This window comes from Cytobacillus sp. FSL R5-0569 (assembly GCF_038007265.1).
GTDB classification, from domain to species: domain Bacteria; phylum Bacillota; class Bacilli; order Bacillales; family Cytobacillaceae; genus Cytobacillus; species Cytobacillus kochii.
The window spans coordinates 1091287-1105744 of the sequence record NZ_JBBOWW010000001.1 but is presented as its reverse complement, the minus strand read 5'-3'; the positions used below and the strand labels follow the sequence as shown (position 1 = coordinate 1105744).

At 36.2% G+C, this 14458-nt stretch carries 15 protein-coding genes and 1 riboswitch; of the genes, 8 read left to right on the top strand and 7 right to left on the bottom strand.

From position 1 onward, the window contains the following. The first annotated feature begins 34 nt into the window (after positions 1-34). Complete coding sequence (locus MKX78_RS05805; RefSeq protein ID WP_307318577.1) at positions 35-1243, top strand: M20 family metallopeptidase; 1209 nt, start codon at positions 35-37, stop codon at positions 1241-1243. Positions 1244-1290: 47 nt separating this feature from the next. Here MKX78_RS05805 and MKX78_RS05800 read toward each other — a convergent pair whose 3' ends face one another. The 4 genes from MKX78_RS05800 to MKX78_RS05785 form a co-directional block, all read right to left on the bottom strand. Further along, entirely contained in the window at positions 1291-1665 is a 375-nt protein-coding gene (locus MKX78_RS05800; protein WP_095370227.1) for a VOC family protein, read from the bottom strand. A gap of 54 nt (positions 1666-1719) precedes the next feature. Continuing rightward, on the bottom strand, positions 1720-1950 hold the full coding sequence (locus MKX78_RS05795; protein ID WP_341050198.1) for a hypothetical protein: 231 nt from the start codon (positions 1948-1950) through the stop codon (positions 1720-1722). A 355-nt stretch (positions 1951-2305) separates the two neighbouring features. After that, positions 2306-3544 (bottom strand): MFS transporter, encoded by a 1239-nt coding sequence (locus MKX78_RS05790; RefSeq protein WP_095370229.1) that lies wholly within the window; start codon positions 3542-3544, stop codon positions 2306-2308. 359 nt (positions 3545-3903) lie between these two features. Further along, positions 3904-4128, bottom strand: a complete 225-nt coding sequence (locus MKX78_RS05785) for an Lrp/AsnC ligand binding domain-containing protein (RefSeq protein WP_445662671.1) — start codon at positions 4126-4128, stop codon at positions 3904-3906. Between the two features lie 246 nt (positions 4129-4374). Further along, positions 4375-4419: riboswitch (PreQ1 riboswitch) on the top strand. A 52-nt stretch (positions 4420-4471) separates the two neighbouring features. On the opposite strand from MKX78_RS05785, the gene queC reads away from it, so the two are divergent. From queC to queE, 3 genes are read left to right on the top strand one after another with little or no spacing between them, the layout of a single operon-like run. Then, complete coding sequence (queC, locus tag MKX78_RS05780) at positions 4472-5131, top strand: 7-cyano-7-deazaguanine synthase QueC (RefSeq protein WP_328199613.1); 660 nt, start codon at positions 4472-4474, stop codon at positions 5129-5131. Continuing rightward, positions 5128-5604, top strand: a complete 477-nt coding sequence (gene queD, locus MKX78_RS05775; protein ID WP_341050195.1) for a 6-carboxytetrahydropterin synthase QueD — start codon at positions 5128-5130, stop codon at positions 5602-5604. Before queC ends, queD begins: the two co-directional genes overlap by 4 nt. Beyond that, positions 5597-6313, top strand: a complete 717-nt coding sequence (gene queE, locus MKX78_RS05770) for a 7-carboxy-7-deazaguanine synthase QueE (protein WP_095370231.1) — start codon at positions 5597-5599, stop codon at positions 6311-6313. The genes queD and queE overlap by 8 nt, the downstream gene beginning before the upstream one ends. 422 nt (positions 6314-6735) lie before the next feature. Here the strand turns inward: queE and MKX78_RS05765 are convergent, their stop codons facing one another. Next, entirely contained in the window at positions 6736-8478 is a 1743-nt protein-coding gene (locus tag MKX78_RS05765) for a helix-turn-helix domain-containing protein (protein ID WP_307318593.1), read from the bottom strand. A 109-nt stretch (positions 8479-8587) separates the two neighbouring features. Here MKX78_RS05765 and MKX78_RS05760 point away from each other — a divergent pair, with 109 nt between their 5' ends. Beyond that, positions 8588-9199 carry a DUF3298 and DUF4163 domain-containing protein gene (locus MKX78_RS05760; protein ID WP_328199615.1) on the top strand — a complete coding sequence of 204 codons (612 nt, stop codon included), beginning with the start codon at positions 8588-8590 and terminating at the stop codon, positions 9197-9199. A gap of 68 nt (positions 9200-9267) precedes the next feature. On the opposite strand, the gene MKX78_RS05755 is transcribed toward MKX78_RS05760, so the two are convergent. Beyond that, positions 9268-10038 carry a sulfotransferase family 2 domain-containing protein gene (locus MKX78_RS05755; RefSeq protein ID WP_307318596.1) on the bottom strand — a complete coding sequence of 257 codons (771 nt, stop codon included), beginning with the start codon at positions 10036-10038 and terminating at the stop codon, positions 9268-9270. 158 nt (positions 10039-10196) lie between these two features. Here MKX78_RS05755 and cysC point away from each other — a divergent pair, with 158 nt between their 5' ends. Continuing rightward, positions 10197-10793, top strand: a complete 597-nt coding sequence (cysC, locus tag MKX78_RS05750; RefSeq protein ID WP_322909990.1) for an adenylyl-sulfate kinase — start codon at positions 10197-10199, stop codon at positions 10791-10793. Between the two features lie 16 nt (positions 10794-10809). Then, a complete protein-coding gene (gene sat / locus MKX78_RS05745; RefSeq protein WP_095370237.1) occupies positions 10810-11952 on the top strand; it encodes a sulfate adenylyltransferase in 1143 nt (380 codons plus the stop codon). Positions 11953-12195: 243 nt separating this feature from the next. Here sat and MKX78_RS05740 read toward each other — a convergent pair whose 3' ends face one another. Then, positions 12196-13116, bottom strand: coding sequence for a LysR family transcriptional regulator (locus MKX78_RS05740; RefSeq protein WP_328199618.1), 921 nt, complete (start codon positions 13114-13116; stop codon positions 12196-12198). Positions 13117-13244: 128 nt separating this feature from the next. Between MKX78_RS05740 and MKX78_RS05735 the strand changes: the two genes are divergently transcribed. Next, positions 13245-14291 carry a 2,3-butanediol dehydrogenase gene (locus MKX78_RS05735; RefSeq protein WP_322909987.1) on the top strand — a complete coding sequence of 349 codons (1047 nt, stop codon included), beginning with the start codon at positions 13245-13247 and terminating at the stop codon, positions 14289-14291. Positions 14292-14458 lie beyond the last annotated feature (167 nt).

Sequence of the window (14458 nt, the reverse complement as noted above, 5' to 3'; positions counted from 1 at the left end):
TATTTAAATCTTTTTGAAAAGAGGCGTTCACATAATGGAAAAATTATTTGCTTTATTAAAAGAGTACGAAGAAGAAATGATTTCTATCCGCCGGTTTCTACATGAATATCCTGAAATCTCGTATCAAGAAGTGAAAACACCTGCTTATATAGCCGATTATCATGAAAACCTCGGTCATGACGTTCGTACCGGTGTTGGTGGCAGGGGTGTTGTGGCTACGCTTCGTGGTGGAAAACCAGGTAAAACAGTTGCGCTTCGAGCTGATTTCGATGCATTAGCCATTCAAGAAGAAAATGACCTTCCATATAAATCAAAAATCGACGGTGCGATGCATGCTTGTGGCCATGACGGACACACAGCAACTTTACTCGTTTTAGCTAAAGCACTTAATAAAATCCAGGAAGACATTGAAGGAACAATTGTTTTTATTCACCAATTCGCTGAAGAAATTGCCCCTGGTGGTGCAATTTCTATGATTGAAGATGGTTGCTTAGATGGTGTTGACGCCATATTTGGCACACATATTTGGTCAACCTTCCCTCTTGGCACGATACAAGTTAAAGAAGGACCTATTATGGCTGCAGCAGACCAATTCGATATTCTCATCCAAGGACAAGGTGGTCATGGATCTGAACCACATTTAACAAAAGATGCAGTGATGGTTGGCTCCCAATTTGTCGCAAGTGCACAGCAAATTGTTTCTCGCCGAGCGAACCCTCTTCATCCAGCAGTCGTCTCAGTTGGTCATTTTGAGGCATTAAACCCTTTTAATGTCATTGCTGATACAGCTAAACTAATCGGTACAGTAAGAACCTTTGATGAGGATACACGTGATTTAATAGAAAAAGAGCTTGATAACTATTTAAGTTCAACATGCCAGCTATTTGGGGCAACTTATGACTACCAATACAAACGGGGCTACCCCGCTGTTGTTAACCATGCAGAAGAGGCAACTTTTATTGCGAATATCTCTAAGGAAATTGAAGAAGTAACAGAAGTAGTAGAATGTGATCCGCTTATGGGTGGAGAAGATTTCGCTTATTATCTCCAACATGTAAAAGGAGCATTCTTCTTTACAGGGGCACAGGATCCTAATTGGCAAATTACCTATCCCCATCATCACCCACGATTTAATATTGATGAGCGCTCCCTTCTTATCGCAGCTAAAACACTAGGAACAGCTGCTTTAAAGTTTCTTGAAGGAGCAACAACAGAAACAACTCAAGATTCACTAACCAAATAAAAAAAATGAACCCAGTCCGCTTCTTTTTTGCGAACTGGGTTCATTTTTTACTTATTGCATAGCATCAATACATTTTCATCAGGGTCAGCAATGAGGAAATAAGCCAAATCACCTACCCATTCCATTTCTTTTACTATTTTTATATCATTTGAGATGACAAATTGATAAGCCTTATCAATATCACTGGTGTACAAATTAAACATCGCATGTGAAGCCGGTTTAAAAACAAAGCTTGGGTCTTTTGTATGATCATCAAGGGTCAATCCTGTTTCACCTGTAACAGGTAAATTAAATACAGGAGATTGAATTTTTTCCTGATTAATTGTTAACCCCATCAAAGTCGCATACCATGTGGCTGAGTACTTTAAGTTCGATACATGAATAAAAACATTATTAATCTTACTATCAATCGTTAAACTCATTAGAAACACCTCCATCTTAGTACGAGAATTCGTTTTACTAAAAATCATATCTTATTATGAGAAATAATCTACCAATATACCGGCAATTATAATCAGCACACCAAATGAAAAATGTACCTTCTGATTGTTAATGCCCGTTCGTTCCAATATAAAAATCACTCCACCTGTTAAGAAGATATAGAGTAAGCTATTGAAAAAGGAACCATTACTTATGAATAGTTGATAGAGTTTAGACATTAGCCCCATCGTCAATAAGATTAAAGGAATTCTAAGCTTCCACCTCATTCCTTTACACCATCTTTCACGAAACAATCTTAAAGCCAGTTCTTATCTTTTTAATAGACTTTTCCTGAATACTTTACTTCTCTTCTCTCCTAAAAAACTCCTTCCCTTTTATTCATGAAGTACCTCAGAATAGATTAAGAATAGCATTGACTTTTTTATCCCTTCTGCTTTTTTAAATCGTAAAGATTGTTGCTTTTATGTAGAAATACTTTGGTATCAACTGGAAATTATTAAAATGACATAAGAAATAAGCAAGTTAAAAATAGAATTCTCATGCCTTTAAATTATAGAAATTTTTAAACACGGTACTATAAGGTAGTATTTGCATTATTTATAGATTTATCGCGGCAGTTTTTTAGATTTCAGCGTCTTCTATTCGAGCTTTTCGCATCGATGAAAGACTAAACCATAATCCGCATAAAATGAGGCCACCTATCGAAATCCATAAAGCTGTTTTGAAACCTAGTCCGTCAGCGAGGGTTCCTCCTAGTGGAGCGCCAATAACGACTGCACTACGGTTGATGGATCGTAGTGTGGCATTCATACGACCTTGGAAATGTGATGGCGTGACATATTGTCGATATCCCATTTCAAGAGGACCTTCAATTCCCATAGCAAAGCCATAAAAGAGCTGGCCTATAATCACAAACATGAGAGCTATGTACGACGAATCGGAGTTGTTAGCTGCTGGAGCTAGAGCCATCAAGATCACTGCTGGGCCATAGAGAATTCGAGAAAAAGCCATTGCACGTCCGATACCAAAGCGCACCCCGGCTCGAGAAGATAGTGAGGTTCCTGCGACAGCACCAACACCTGCAGCGGCAAGGACATACCCTAAGAGTAAGGCATCGAAGCCAAGTTCAATTAAAAAAATGGATACTAGAATCGTCATCGTCATGCTATGAAAGAGAAACCAGGCGTGGGTGTTTAGAGCGAGAGGACGAAGGTATTGGTGTTGATAAACCCATCGCAAACCTTCCTTGATTTGCTGACCAAGTGATCCAGTCTTCACTTTTTTTGAGGTCTGGTGTTTAATTGATGCTATTAATACACTCGAAAACAAATACGATAAGGCATCAAAAAGAAGGGCAAATGGTGCGCCAATCAATGAGACAAGTCCGCCCCCAATGGCTGGACCGCTCGTTTCAGCAACCGCTGAGCTTTGTTCCAATCGTGCATTTGCACGTGTTAATAAAGGACGAGGAACTAATTGTGGCACAAAGGACTGGTAGGCAGAATCATTAAAAAGAGACAAAGTACCAAAGAGCACCAGCAGGAACATGAGTAAGCCAATACTGATTACTTCTGTAATAGACATAAAGCAAATGAAGGTAAGAATCATGCCGCGTCCTATATCTGTTACCACCAATACCGTCTTTCGGTGAAAACGATCAACCAAAACCCCCGCTATTAATCCCAATAGTACATACGGAAGCCATCTAGATGCTGAAACCCAGCCAACATCAACAGCACTGCCTCCCATATTACTAACCACTAATACCTGAAGAGCCAAAGTTGTAATATATGTGCCAAAGCTTGAAGTTGTCGATGCAATCCAAAAACGAACAAAGCTTCTATGCTCCCTTAATTTCATCAGGACTTCACCTCTTTTGCCAAATTATCCATCTTATAAATATAGTAATCTATTCTCGACTTTCAAAAAAGTGTAAACATAGAGTTTTATATGGGACGGGCCTTGGGGGAATTATGGGTTGCCCTCGTTTTTTATGGAACAAAAAGTAAGTTAGCTGAAGAAGGAATGCTAAAAAGGCAATATCATTTATAAGATTTGCTATTTTTAATATAATTTTGTATTCCCTTTTTATTCTCCATACAAGAGTATATGACCTTGCAATGATGACTTACGAGAGCCTTTAGTAATATATCCATAATCAAAACAAATACATTGGAAAAGATGATCAATAATACAGCACTTTTTCTCATCAAAAAGTCTTACTGTATTAATCTACTCTCAACAGGTGAAGAGAGTCTAATCAATGTGGAGGTCTGTCCAAATGACATGGAAGCATCAATAAATTTTTCCAAAGATTGGACAGAATCAGTTAAAACTTTAATTAAATAATTATATGATCCAGCCAGTTGATGACATTCAATAACACTAGAATGATTTTTGCAAAACTCTACAAATTGTGCACATTTGGTATTGTCGTATAGTATAAAAGCCCTTATGGGTTATTCTACTTTTTCTGGATTAATGATTGCTTTATAGCCAACTATTATCCCTTTTTCTTCAAGCTTCTTAACTCTCTCATTTTTTATATCTTACCTAGTAAATTGAAGGTAATACTAAGTGAATTTTTGCTGAACAACAACAATCGAAGCGAAAAGAGCCTAAAAAAAGACGAATACTGCTCATTATTTATGTTATAATGACTAGCGACAACTTAAGTCAAATTCCGCTTAGCGGTAGAGGTTCTAGCTAAACCCTCTCAAAAAAACTAAGGAAAAACAGCGCCATTTTCTTAGTGGTGCTGTTTTTCTGTTTAAAAGGAGATTAATTATGAAAAAAAATGAAAAAGCCATTGTCGTATTTAGTGGCGGGCAAGACAGTACTACTTGTTTATTCTGGGCTTTGGAACATTTTACTGAAGTAGTCGCTGTAACGTTTGATTATAACCAAAGGCATGCAATTGAGATTGACTGCGCCAAGGCAATTACAGCTGATTTACAAATTGAACATCATATTTTAGATATGACACTGCTAAATCAATTAGCGCCTAATGCGTTGACACGATCAAATATCGATGTCAAGAATGGTGAAGATGGGGCATTACCTTCAACCTTCGTACCAGGTAGAAACTTAGTATTTCTATCCTTCGCTGGCATTCTCGCTTACCAAATAGGGGCAAGGCATATCATTACAGGTGTATGCGAAACAGATTTTAGTGGTTATCCGGATTGTCGTGATCAATTTATTAAATCATTAAATGTCACTTTAAATTTATCTATGGAAAGGCCCTTTGTCATACATACGCCCCTTATGTGGCTAAACAAAGCGGAAACATGGGCGATGGCTGATGATTTTGGCAAACTTGATTATGTTAGAAATAAAACACTAACTTGTTACAATGGTGTCATTGCAGACGGATGTGGCGAATGTCCTGCTTGTGAGCTTAGAATGCAAGGCTTGACTCAGTATTTGCAGGTGAAAATGTCATGAAGGATTTATATGGCTTTCGTATAGTTGAGGAACTCCAGAAAATAGATGAGGATATTCAGAAAGACCAATTAAAATATCATCACAAAAGGGTACTCGTGAGTAAATCCTTTACATTTGATGCAGCCCATCATCTTCATGCTTATGAAGGGAAATGTAAAAATCTACATGGTCATACTTATGAAGTCATATTCGGTATTAGTGGCTTTACTGATGATCGTGGAATCGTTGTTGATTTCGCAAATATTAAGCAACTTTGGAAAGAAGAAATTGAAATTCACCTCGATCACAAATATATTAATGAAACACTACCACCCATGAATACAACAGCAGAAAACATCGTTGTATGGGTTTACGAAAAAATGAAAGAATCACTAGTAGATAGCCCGCAACAACTTAGAGTGGAATATGTCAAACTCTATGAAACTCCTACAAGCTTTGCTGAAGTAAGAAGGGAGTGGATGGAAGATGAGTAAAATACCTGTAATGGAAATATTCGGACCAACCATTCAAGGTGAAGGCATTGTTATTGGCCAGAAAACGATGTTCGTTCGTACTGCTGGATGTGATTACGCTTGTACTTGGTGCGACTCTTCATTTACTTGGGATGGTTCTAGTAAACATTTGATTAAACAAATGACAGCAACAGAAATTTGGCATGAGTTAAAAAACATCGGTGGAGATTACTTTGATTTTGTAACTATTTCCGGAGGCAATCCAGCATTACTAAAAAACCTAGGTGAATTAGTGACGCTTCTTAAAGACAAAAAAGTGCAGACGGCTTTGGAAACACAAGGTAGCAAGTGGCAAGATTGGTTTAAGGATATCGATTTTTTAACATTATCCCCGAAACCACCAAGCTCACAAATGGAAACCGATTTCAATAAGCTAGATGAGATTATTGCTCAACTTGAAGAAAAGCAACCCAATTTAAAAGTTGTGGTCTTTAATGAAGAAGATTTGGCTTATGCAAAAAAAGTCCACTTACGCTATCCAAAACTTTCCTTCTGCTTACAAGTTGGCAACGATGACAGCATGACAACCAATAACGATGTGCTAAGAAGTAACCTACTAGCTAAATATGAATGGTTACTAGAGAAAACAATGCATGATAGTGAGTTTAAAAATATAAGAGTTCTCCCCCAATTACACACATATATATGGGGAAATAAGCGCGGCGTTTAACGATTGTTTTTCTCCTATTTCATATTGGTTCATCTGATGACCCATATGAAATAATGAGGTGAATCCAATGACCAAACAAATCATAAATAGTATCTACCTCGCTTATATGGTTACACATATACCATGGCGCCGGTTAGATATATATCTGGTGGGGCTACCAGGACCTTGACCTCCTGGATGGACTTCTTGGGCCTTTAGACCTCATAAATTACAATTAATTAGACATATACTTTTTTCACCTTAAAATCAAACACGAATGCATTCTACTTAGGGAGCATGTTTTTGCATACCGAACATAGAATGACATTCGTGTTTATTTTTCATTACTATCCTAGCATCACTTTTTCTGCAGCAGACTTACACCTTTCTTGCCATTGCTAACGTAAATCTTCACTATCTAGAGCCTTTCATTTATTTTTATTTTACAAATGCTTTAGTTGATAAAGATCAAGTGCTATTTTCACATTCATACAATCCTCCAATGAATCAAGATTAATATTAAGCTTCTCTTCTATTTGCTGAATGCGGTAATAGACTGTATTAGGGTGTAGATGCATCTCTTCGGCTGTTTTCACTGCGTTTTTATCTGTTTGTAAGTATGCGATAAGCGTTTTTAGCCAATCATTTTTATTTGCTTGTACAATCCCTTCTAAGAATATCATCACAAAAGCAGTAGCATCATCATCTGATACATCGTTTAAGTATCTTCTATACCCTATCTCTCTAAACCCTATGACTTTACTGGAATTTTTTCCTTGCTCAACTAAAAAATCAGGCATGATTTGTACATCTTTAAATGAAATGTCAGCTTGTCTTAATGAATCGACAGGTCGTCCTATATATATTAAATTCGGATGATAATATCGTTGAAGTCTCTCTGACCTCGTTTTTAATTCTTCTTCCCTATTCAACATAGAATCTTTAGAAGCGAGCATCACATAAACCATATCCCTACCTGGAAAACAAATAGTTAGAAAGCGATCCTGAAATACTCTTTTCACCTGATTTTCTATTGAACTAAAGCTCTCTAATACTTCATCATTCATCAACCGTTCGATACCAATAAAGATACACTTGTCTTCAATACTAATCCCATATCTCTTCAAAGCTCTTTGTACTTCTTGAGTAAAGTTATTTTTCAATATATCTTTTAATAATTCTTCTTTTTCCGTGAGTTGATGCTTCATTTGTTCTTGTTGTTTCATTTGTTCAATGGCCATAATAGATGCTGCGTGCTTAAAAGCCAATTCACCAATTAAATCTAATTCCTTCTCCTGTTCAATTACCACCAAAAAACCAATTGTACCGAAAGAAGACATCACCCCGATTGCTTGACCTACCCATTCTTCTTTTTTATAGATATCAAGCAATCTTGGAATACTTAATTTCTTTGCATTTTTCTTTAACCATTCTTTTATATAGAAATGATGATCTTCAGAAGGCGGATAAGATGTTTTCAAGCGGTAAAGTGAATCAAAGTAAAGAATCGATCCGCTGAACTTTTCCGCTAGCTTCTTTACTAAAGAAAATGTACCGTCCCCTTTTAAAGCCACATGATTCAACTCATTATGTAAAGACAAAATGGTTTCTAGTTCTTTTGTTTGTTTTTCCTTTTCTTGAAAAGCTCTAGCATTTACTATAGAAATTGCAATTTGGTGACCGATGGCTTCTAAGAACGCTAAGTCCTCATCACTAAAAAAACCATCGTTTTTAAAATTATCTATCGTTAAAACACCGATTTTCTTATTTTGATGAATCAATGGCACAGACATACAACTTACAGGAATGGCTGCATGTACGGTTGACTCTAAATAATAATGCAAAGTTTGATTACGCATATTTCCCATTGCCTCTTTAATCTTCTCTGCCGTATGAATCATTTTGCTACAACCCTCTTCAAAAACAGAGCCACTAATACCTTCACCTGCTAAAAGCTTATTTTGTAAATACATCTCCTCTTTAAAGTTGTAAGCTCCTTCTATTTCTAAATATTCCATCTCTTCATTCCATATAAGAAAGAAGCCCGCATCGGCCTTGTCTATTGATTCAATAACGGCCTCAATAATTTCTTGTACTAATTTTGTTAAACTCGTATTCGATGTAATATTTCTTGATACGTTGATAAATGTATTTAATCTTTGTTTTATTTTTTCATTTTCATACACAGTTATCATCCTAAATTGTTGTCATCATTTTATTATCATATATAAAACTTATCATCGCAACATAACGATTCATTCCCCTTCATATGTTAGTTCCTAGGAGGTGTATGTGATGAATACATTTAAATTACCAGTTGGTATTCAACCGATTCATATCAAACATGATCGTGTAGATATTTTCAAACCACAAGTATCTTCTTACACGCCACCAGCTGCCCAACAAAAAATGAATCATGCCATATCAGATAGCCTAAATCAATTAATGAAAGATCAAGGTTACGGACAACCACAAACTGAATTAACTGGTGGATTTGACTTAAAAAACAACCAAAAAGGTGTCTTAAGTTTAACTCTTACAGTTTATTCATACTCAGGGGGTGCACATGGCCTTACTTTTACACGCGGGTTAACATTTAACAGTTTGACTGGTAAGCAATATACACTTGGAGAACTCTTTAAAAAGGATAGTAATTACAAAGTAAGGCTTAACACTCTAATCAAACAGCAGTTGCAGGAAAGAGGTTTAACCACCGACCTTCTCGTACCCTATCCCGGAATCACAGATACACAATCCTTTTATACCGCTGACCTCACATTGGTCATAATCTTTGATGTGTATAGCTTACTTCCATATGTTTATGGGACAATTTATTTCCCAATTTCACTTTATTCTTTGCAAGATATGATTAATGATGAGGGTCCGTTAGGTAAAATGTTTTCTTAAATTAGAAGGAATCCTCAGATGTACTTTTCTCACAACTGAGGATATCTCTTCATTTGATAGCCAAAAAGTCAATATTCCCCTAGCTTATATCCATAAAAATGCAGATCGACCGCAAAGATTTCCTCTACTAATGCCTTCGTTTCTTCGTTCAATAAACTATTAACTGTAGGTAAATCTTCATCATAGACAAAACTAATCACTCTGTTTGCATAATCACCCTCTAGCTTCATTCTTGATGAAAAATGATGTGAAGATCGTGCAATCTCATTCATTGGAGAGGCTTTTAGCCCTGCAATTCTTTCTAAATCCATTAATTCGTGTTGTAAATTCTCTAATCTCACATAATGAATAGGTGTCTGTTCCTCTCCAATGGTATATTGAGGTGCAATATGTTTGTCTAATTCATGTATACTTTCGCCGAAAGATTTCAATTTTAAGAGATAGCTTGTAAAGGACATACCTTCTAGAACAGTACTGCCTAATTGTTTAATTAGCCAATCCCCACTCAATGCATGATAAAAGGAACTAACCGCTCTCCTATATGGATTTCTAACAATTTTCACAATTGGTTTTTCACCATTTATAAGTTCCTCTTTTAATTCAACGTCGTAACCTGATCGTTTTCGAAGGACAAATTCACGATAGTTATGCGTCATTTCGACATTCAACTGAGACAAATCCCCAGCAGCTCCAATATGGTACATAAACCACTTATTTACAATTGTGCACCCGTTTTTCGGTACCCATAAGAGAACGTATGGAAAGTTGGTAGAAAAAAGCGGGATATAAAAAGGCATCATCATATTTTTTGCTACTATTTCAGGCATTCTTTTTGTCAATGTTCGTCGAACCCCTTTCTCCTACTTATAGAATATGAGAAAGGGAATAAGCGGTTACGAATTTGGTGATTTTCAGGCGAATGACCTGTACAAGCTGACCTGAAATACATATGCATAATAATAAGTGAGACAAATATCAGATTGGAGGTTATTTTTAAATGGATAGTAGAAAACACATCACTTGGTCTCAATCACAAGTCTCAAAAGAAAATCGGCAAAAATTACACAATCATAAAAGTTGTATGGTTTGGTTAACTGGATTATCAGGTTCTGGTAAATCAACCATAGCAAATATTGTACAAACTAAATTATACGAATTAAATATGAGTACTTATCTATTAGATGGTGATAACTTACGGCACGGTATCAATAAAAACTTAGGATTTAGTAGTGAAGATAGAAAAGAGAATATTCGACGCACAGCTGAAATAGGCAAATTATTTGTAGATGCAGGTATTGTTGTTTTGGCAGCACTAATTTCCCCGTTCGAGGAAGATCGAAAGCTAGCCCGCTTTCTTTTTACCGAAGATGAGTTTATTGAAATATATGTGGAATGTTCTTTAGAAGAATGTGAATTGCGAGATCCTAAAGGACTTTACAAGAAAGCCCGTTTAGGAGAAATCAAAAATTTTACTGGCATTGATCAAATATATGAACCTCCGCAGTCTCCAGACCTTGTTATTTCGACTAACTCAAAATCACCTGAAGAGTGTGCAAATGAACTTGTAAACTACTTAATTGAGCGACTTAAGTGAAGGAGGAATAATAGAAATGACAAACTCTATTCCACATGGTGGACATTTAATAAATAGAAAAAACATAAATGCAAACACGAGCCATATCACTAAGCATATCAATCTCGATGTTACCTCTTTATCTGACCTTGAACTAATTAGTAATGGTGCTTATAGCCCTTTAGAAGGTTTTCTATGTTCAGCTGACTATTATTCTGTCCTGCATGAAATGAGACTAGCCAATCACCTTATCTGGAGCATTCCAATTACATTACCTCTATCAAAAAAAGAAGCCGAGTTGTTAAAAATCAATGATAAAGCGAATTTAGTCTATGATGGTTGTGTTTATGGATATATTGAAATTAACGATATTTTTCTGCCAGATAAACAAAAAGAAGCCAGTATAATTTATCAAACACTCGACCGCAATCACCCAGGTGTCGACAAACTTTTTAATCGTGGTGAAGTTTATGTGGGTGGCAACGTCACATTGACAAAAGAAATCAAAAAACCATCTTTTCTTCAAGGGTTTCAATTAGAACCAGCAGAAGTAAGAAAATATATTGCTACCCAAGGATGGGAGACGGTTGTGGGATTTCAAACAAGAAACCCCGTTCATCGCGCACATGAATATATTCAAAAATTAGCATTAGAATTAGTCGATGGCTTACTGCTTCATCCCCTTGTTGGCGAAACAAAAAAAGATGATATTCCAGCAGAAACAAGAATGAAAAGCTATCAAGTTTTACTAGCACATTATTATCCGCAAGAAAGAGTTTTATTGTCATCTTATCCACAGGCAATGAGGTACGCGGGCCCAAGAGAAGCACTTCATCACGCGATTGCACGAAAAAATTATGGATGTACACATTTTATTGTTGGCAGAGACCATGCTGGTGTTGGTGATTATTATGGCACATATGATGCCCAGAAGATATTTTCAACATTCCCTAAGGAAGAACTAGGAATAACCATATTACCTTTTGAACACACCTTTTATTGCATTAAATGTGATGGCATGGCCTCACATAAAACATGTCCCCATGATACTTCTTTACACCTTCATCTTTCAGGAACAAAGGTAAGGGAAATGTTAAAACAAGGAACTACTCTCCCGAAGCAATTTAGTAGGCCAGAGGTTATTGAAATAATTATGGATGCTATGAAAAAGAAGGATTAAAGAATGTTTTGGGTTTTTCCATTCCTCATGGAGATAACTTCGTCTCAAATATAATTCTGTAGACCCTTTCATACATGCATTTGCTATTGGTACCTTGTCCTTATAAGCCAGGAATTAAAATCTCAACCAACTCTAAATAGTTATCATGTATATAGTATTTATCTAAGGGTTCCTGGCTGATTTCAAACAATTAGTACCATCGCCTTTGAGCAAATACCTCCTTCATCTTTACCTATGCTGCCATTAATCAATCCGCTTATCTGGAGGATTTGTTCTTAGCTTATTGGACATCCTCTTAATAAACTCCCTTAAAATTCTTGAAAGCCCATTATTCTTATGATAAATATAACCAAATGCATACGTATTATTAAGCGGGGGAGCGAAATCGACAATAACAAACTCACTACTTTTTGATAAACCGACATCTGTCTTAAAAGCATAATCAAATCCAATGTTGATTGCTGTATTGTTCTCTAGTGAATTCTTAATCGTATCAATATTATTTGTTATAAGACGAATATCTAAAGCGGGTAAATTAAACCTTTTCATAAAATCAGATATATAAATATCATCATACAAGATGATTGGTTGTCCTTTAAGCATTTCTTCAGTAATTTGGCTGTATTTTGTTAGTTGAGAATTCTTATTTATTGCAGCTACCATATGTCCATCCAATAACTTATTAAAGATCAACGCACGATATTTATGTTCTTCCTTCTCGTTATAAGTAATAAGGCCAACATCAACCTCACCATCTTGAACTTTTTTAATAATTGCTTCTGTACTATTCTCATAAACAGCCGTTTTAATATCCGGATAATCCATTTTTAGTTTTGAAATAACTTCCACCAAAATGCCCATGGGGCCAGGGTAAGTAGCAACTCTTATTTCCCCACTCATTGTATTTGTATAAGCTTCTGCTTCATCAATAAAATCTTGGTATGCTAATAGGACATACTTTGCTTTTTCGATAAGTTTATGCCCTTCCTCAGTAGGTACAGATCCCCTTCGTGAACGATGAAACAAAGTAATATTTAATTCACCTTCTAAACTTTTAATCGATTGACTTAATGCAGGTAAAGTCAAATGTAATTCATCTGCTGCTTGTTTTAAAGAACCTGTTCTAGCTATCACAACAATATATTTCAATTGTTCAATATTCATAAGAAGCATCCTCTTTAGTTAAGTTTTGATTAACCTTAGTTAATAATAACTAAATTTATCATAAGGTAAATTAGTTGTATACTTTTAATCGTAACAAATTATACAAAATATTTAGGGGATGTAATGATATGAAAGCATTAAGATGGCATAACCAAAAAGACATTCGTCTAGAAGATATTGACGAACCTATCGTTCAATCAGGGCAAGTAAAAATAAAAGTCAAATGGTGCGGTATTTGCGGAAGCGATTTACATGAATATCTAGGCGGACCTATTTTTATACCTGTTGATAAGCCACATCCATTAACAAATGAAACAGCTCCGATTACACTAGGACATGAATTCTCTGGAGAGATTGTCGAAATTGGCGACAGTGTAAGTAAGCTCAAAGTTGGTGACCGAGTAGTAGTAGAACCAATTTTTGCGACACACGGACACCAAGGTGCTTATAACTTAGACGAACAAATGGGATTTTTAGGCCTAGCAGGAGGTGGCGGTGGTTTTAGTGAATACGTAGCCGTTGATGAAGAGCTACTTTTTAAACTGCCAGATGATCTCTCTTTTGAACAAGGAGCCCTTGTCGAACCTGCTGCAGTAGCTCTCTATGCAGTACGATCTAGTAAAGTGAAAGCTGGAGATAAGGTAGCTGTATTTGGCTGCGGCCCAATCGGTTTACTTGTAATAGAAGCTTTAAAAGCCGCTGGCGCAACAGATATTTATGCTGTTGAACTTTCACCTGAACGACAAGCAAAAGCAAGAGAATTAGGGGCAACTATAATAAACCCAGCCGAAGTAGATGACACTGTTGCGGAAATTGCTAGATTAACTAATGGTGGTGTGAATGTCTCTTTTGAAGTTACTGGCGTACCAGTTGTACTTAAACAAGCAATTCAATCTACTGGAATTGGTGGGGAAACAATTATCGTAAGCATTTGGGAAAAAGGGGCAGAGATCCTTCCAAATGATATTGTAATGAAAGAACGGACTGTTAAAGGAATCATCGGATATCGTGATGTTTTCCCTGCCGTATTATCACTTATGCAAAAAGGCTACTTCCGAGCCAGCCAACTCGTTACGAAGAAGATTACCTTAGACGAGGTAATTGAAGAAGGTTTTGAAACATTGGTTAAAGAAAAAGCACAGGTCAAAATTTTAGTAAAATCTGAACAATCATGACATTACCACCCTAGCCAGCTATTTTAGCTGGCTACTTTTATATGAATTTAGATTCATTTCTCTTTAGCAAAATCCTCTATATCATTTCCCCATAAATGAGGTATTCCATTTGAGAAACACCTCATCTCATACACTTTCCATGCACTCTTGTACAAAAAAATCATATG

What these genes read in the sequence shown, in the direction of transcription:
- MKX78_RS05805 (WP_307318577.1), top strand. Translation starts at nt 35, where the DNA reads ATGGAAAAATTATTTGCTTTATTAAAAGAGTACGAAGAAGAAATGATT.
- MKX78_RS05800 (WP_095370227.1), bottom strand. Translation starts at nt 1,665, where the DNA reads ATGAGTTTAACGATTGATAGTAAGATTAATAATGTTTTTATTCATGTA.
- MKX78_RS05795 (WP_341050198.1), bottom strand. Translation starts at nt 1,950, where the DNA reads ATGAGGTGGAAGCTTAGAATTCCTTTAATCTTATTGACGATGGGGCTA.
- MKX78_RS05790 (WP_095370229.1), bottom strand. Translation starts at nt 3,544, where the DNA reads ATGAAATTAAGGGAGCATAGAAGCTTTGTTCGTTTTTGGATTGCATCG.
- queC (WP_328199613.1), top strand. Translation starts at nt 4,472, where the DNA reads ATGAAAAAAAATGAAAAAGCCATTGTCGTATTTAGTGGCGGGCAAGAC.
- queD (WP_341050195.1), top strand. Translation starts at nt 5,128, where the DNA reads ATGAAGGATTTATATGGCTTTCGTATAGTTGAGGAACTCCAGAAAATA.
- queE (WP_095370231.1), top strand. Translation starts at nt 5,597, where the DNA reads ATGAGTAAAATACCTGTAATGGAAATATTCGGACCAACCATTCAAGGT.
- MKX78_RS05760 (WP_328199615.1), top strand. Translation starts at nt 8,588, where the DNA reads ATGAATACATTTAAATTACCAGTTGGTATTCAACCGATTCATATCAAA.
- cysC (WP_322909990.1), top strand. Translation starts at nt 10,197, where the DNA reads ATGGATAGTAGAAAACACATCACTTGGTCTCAATCACAAGTCTCAAAA.
- sat (WP_095370237.1), top strand. Translation starts at nt 10,810, where the DNA reads ATGACAAACTCTATTCCACATGGTGGACATTTAATAAATAGAAAAAAC.
- MKX78_RS05740 (WP_328199618.1), bottom strand. Translation starts at nt 13,116, where the DNA reads ATGAATATTGAACAATTGAAATATATTGTTGTGATAGCTAGAACAGGT.
- MKX78_RS05735 (WP_322909987.1), top strand. Translation starts at nt 13,245, where the DNA reads ATGAAAGCATTAAGATGGCATAACCAAAAAGACATTCGTCTAGAAGAT.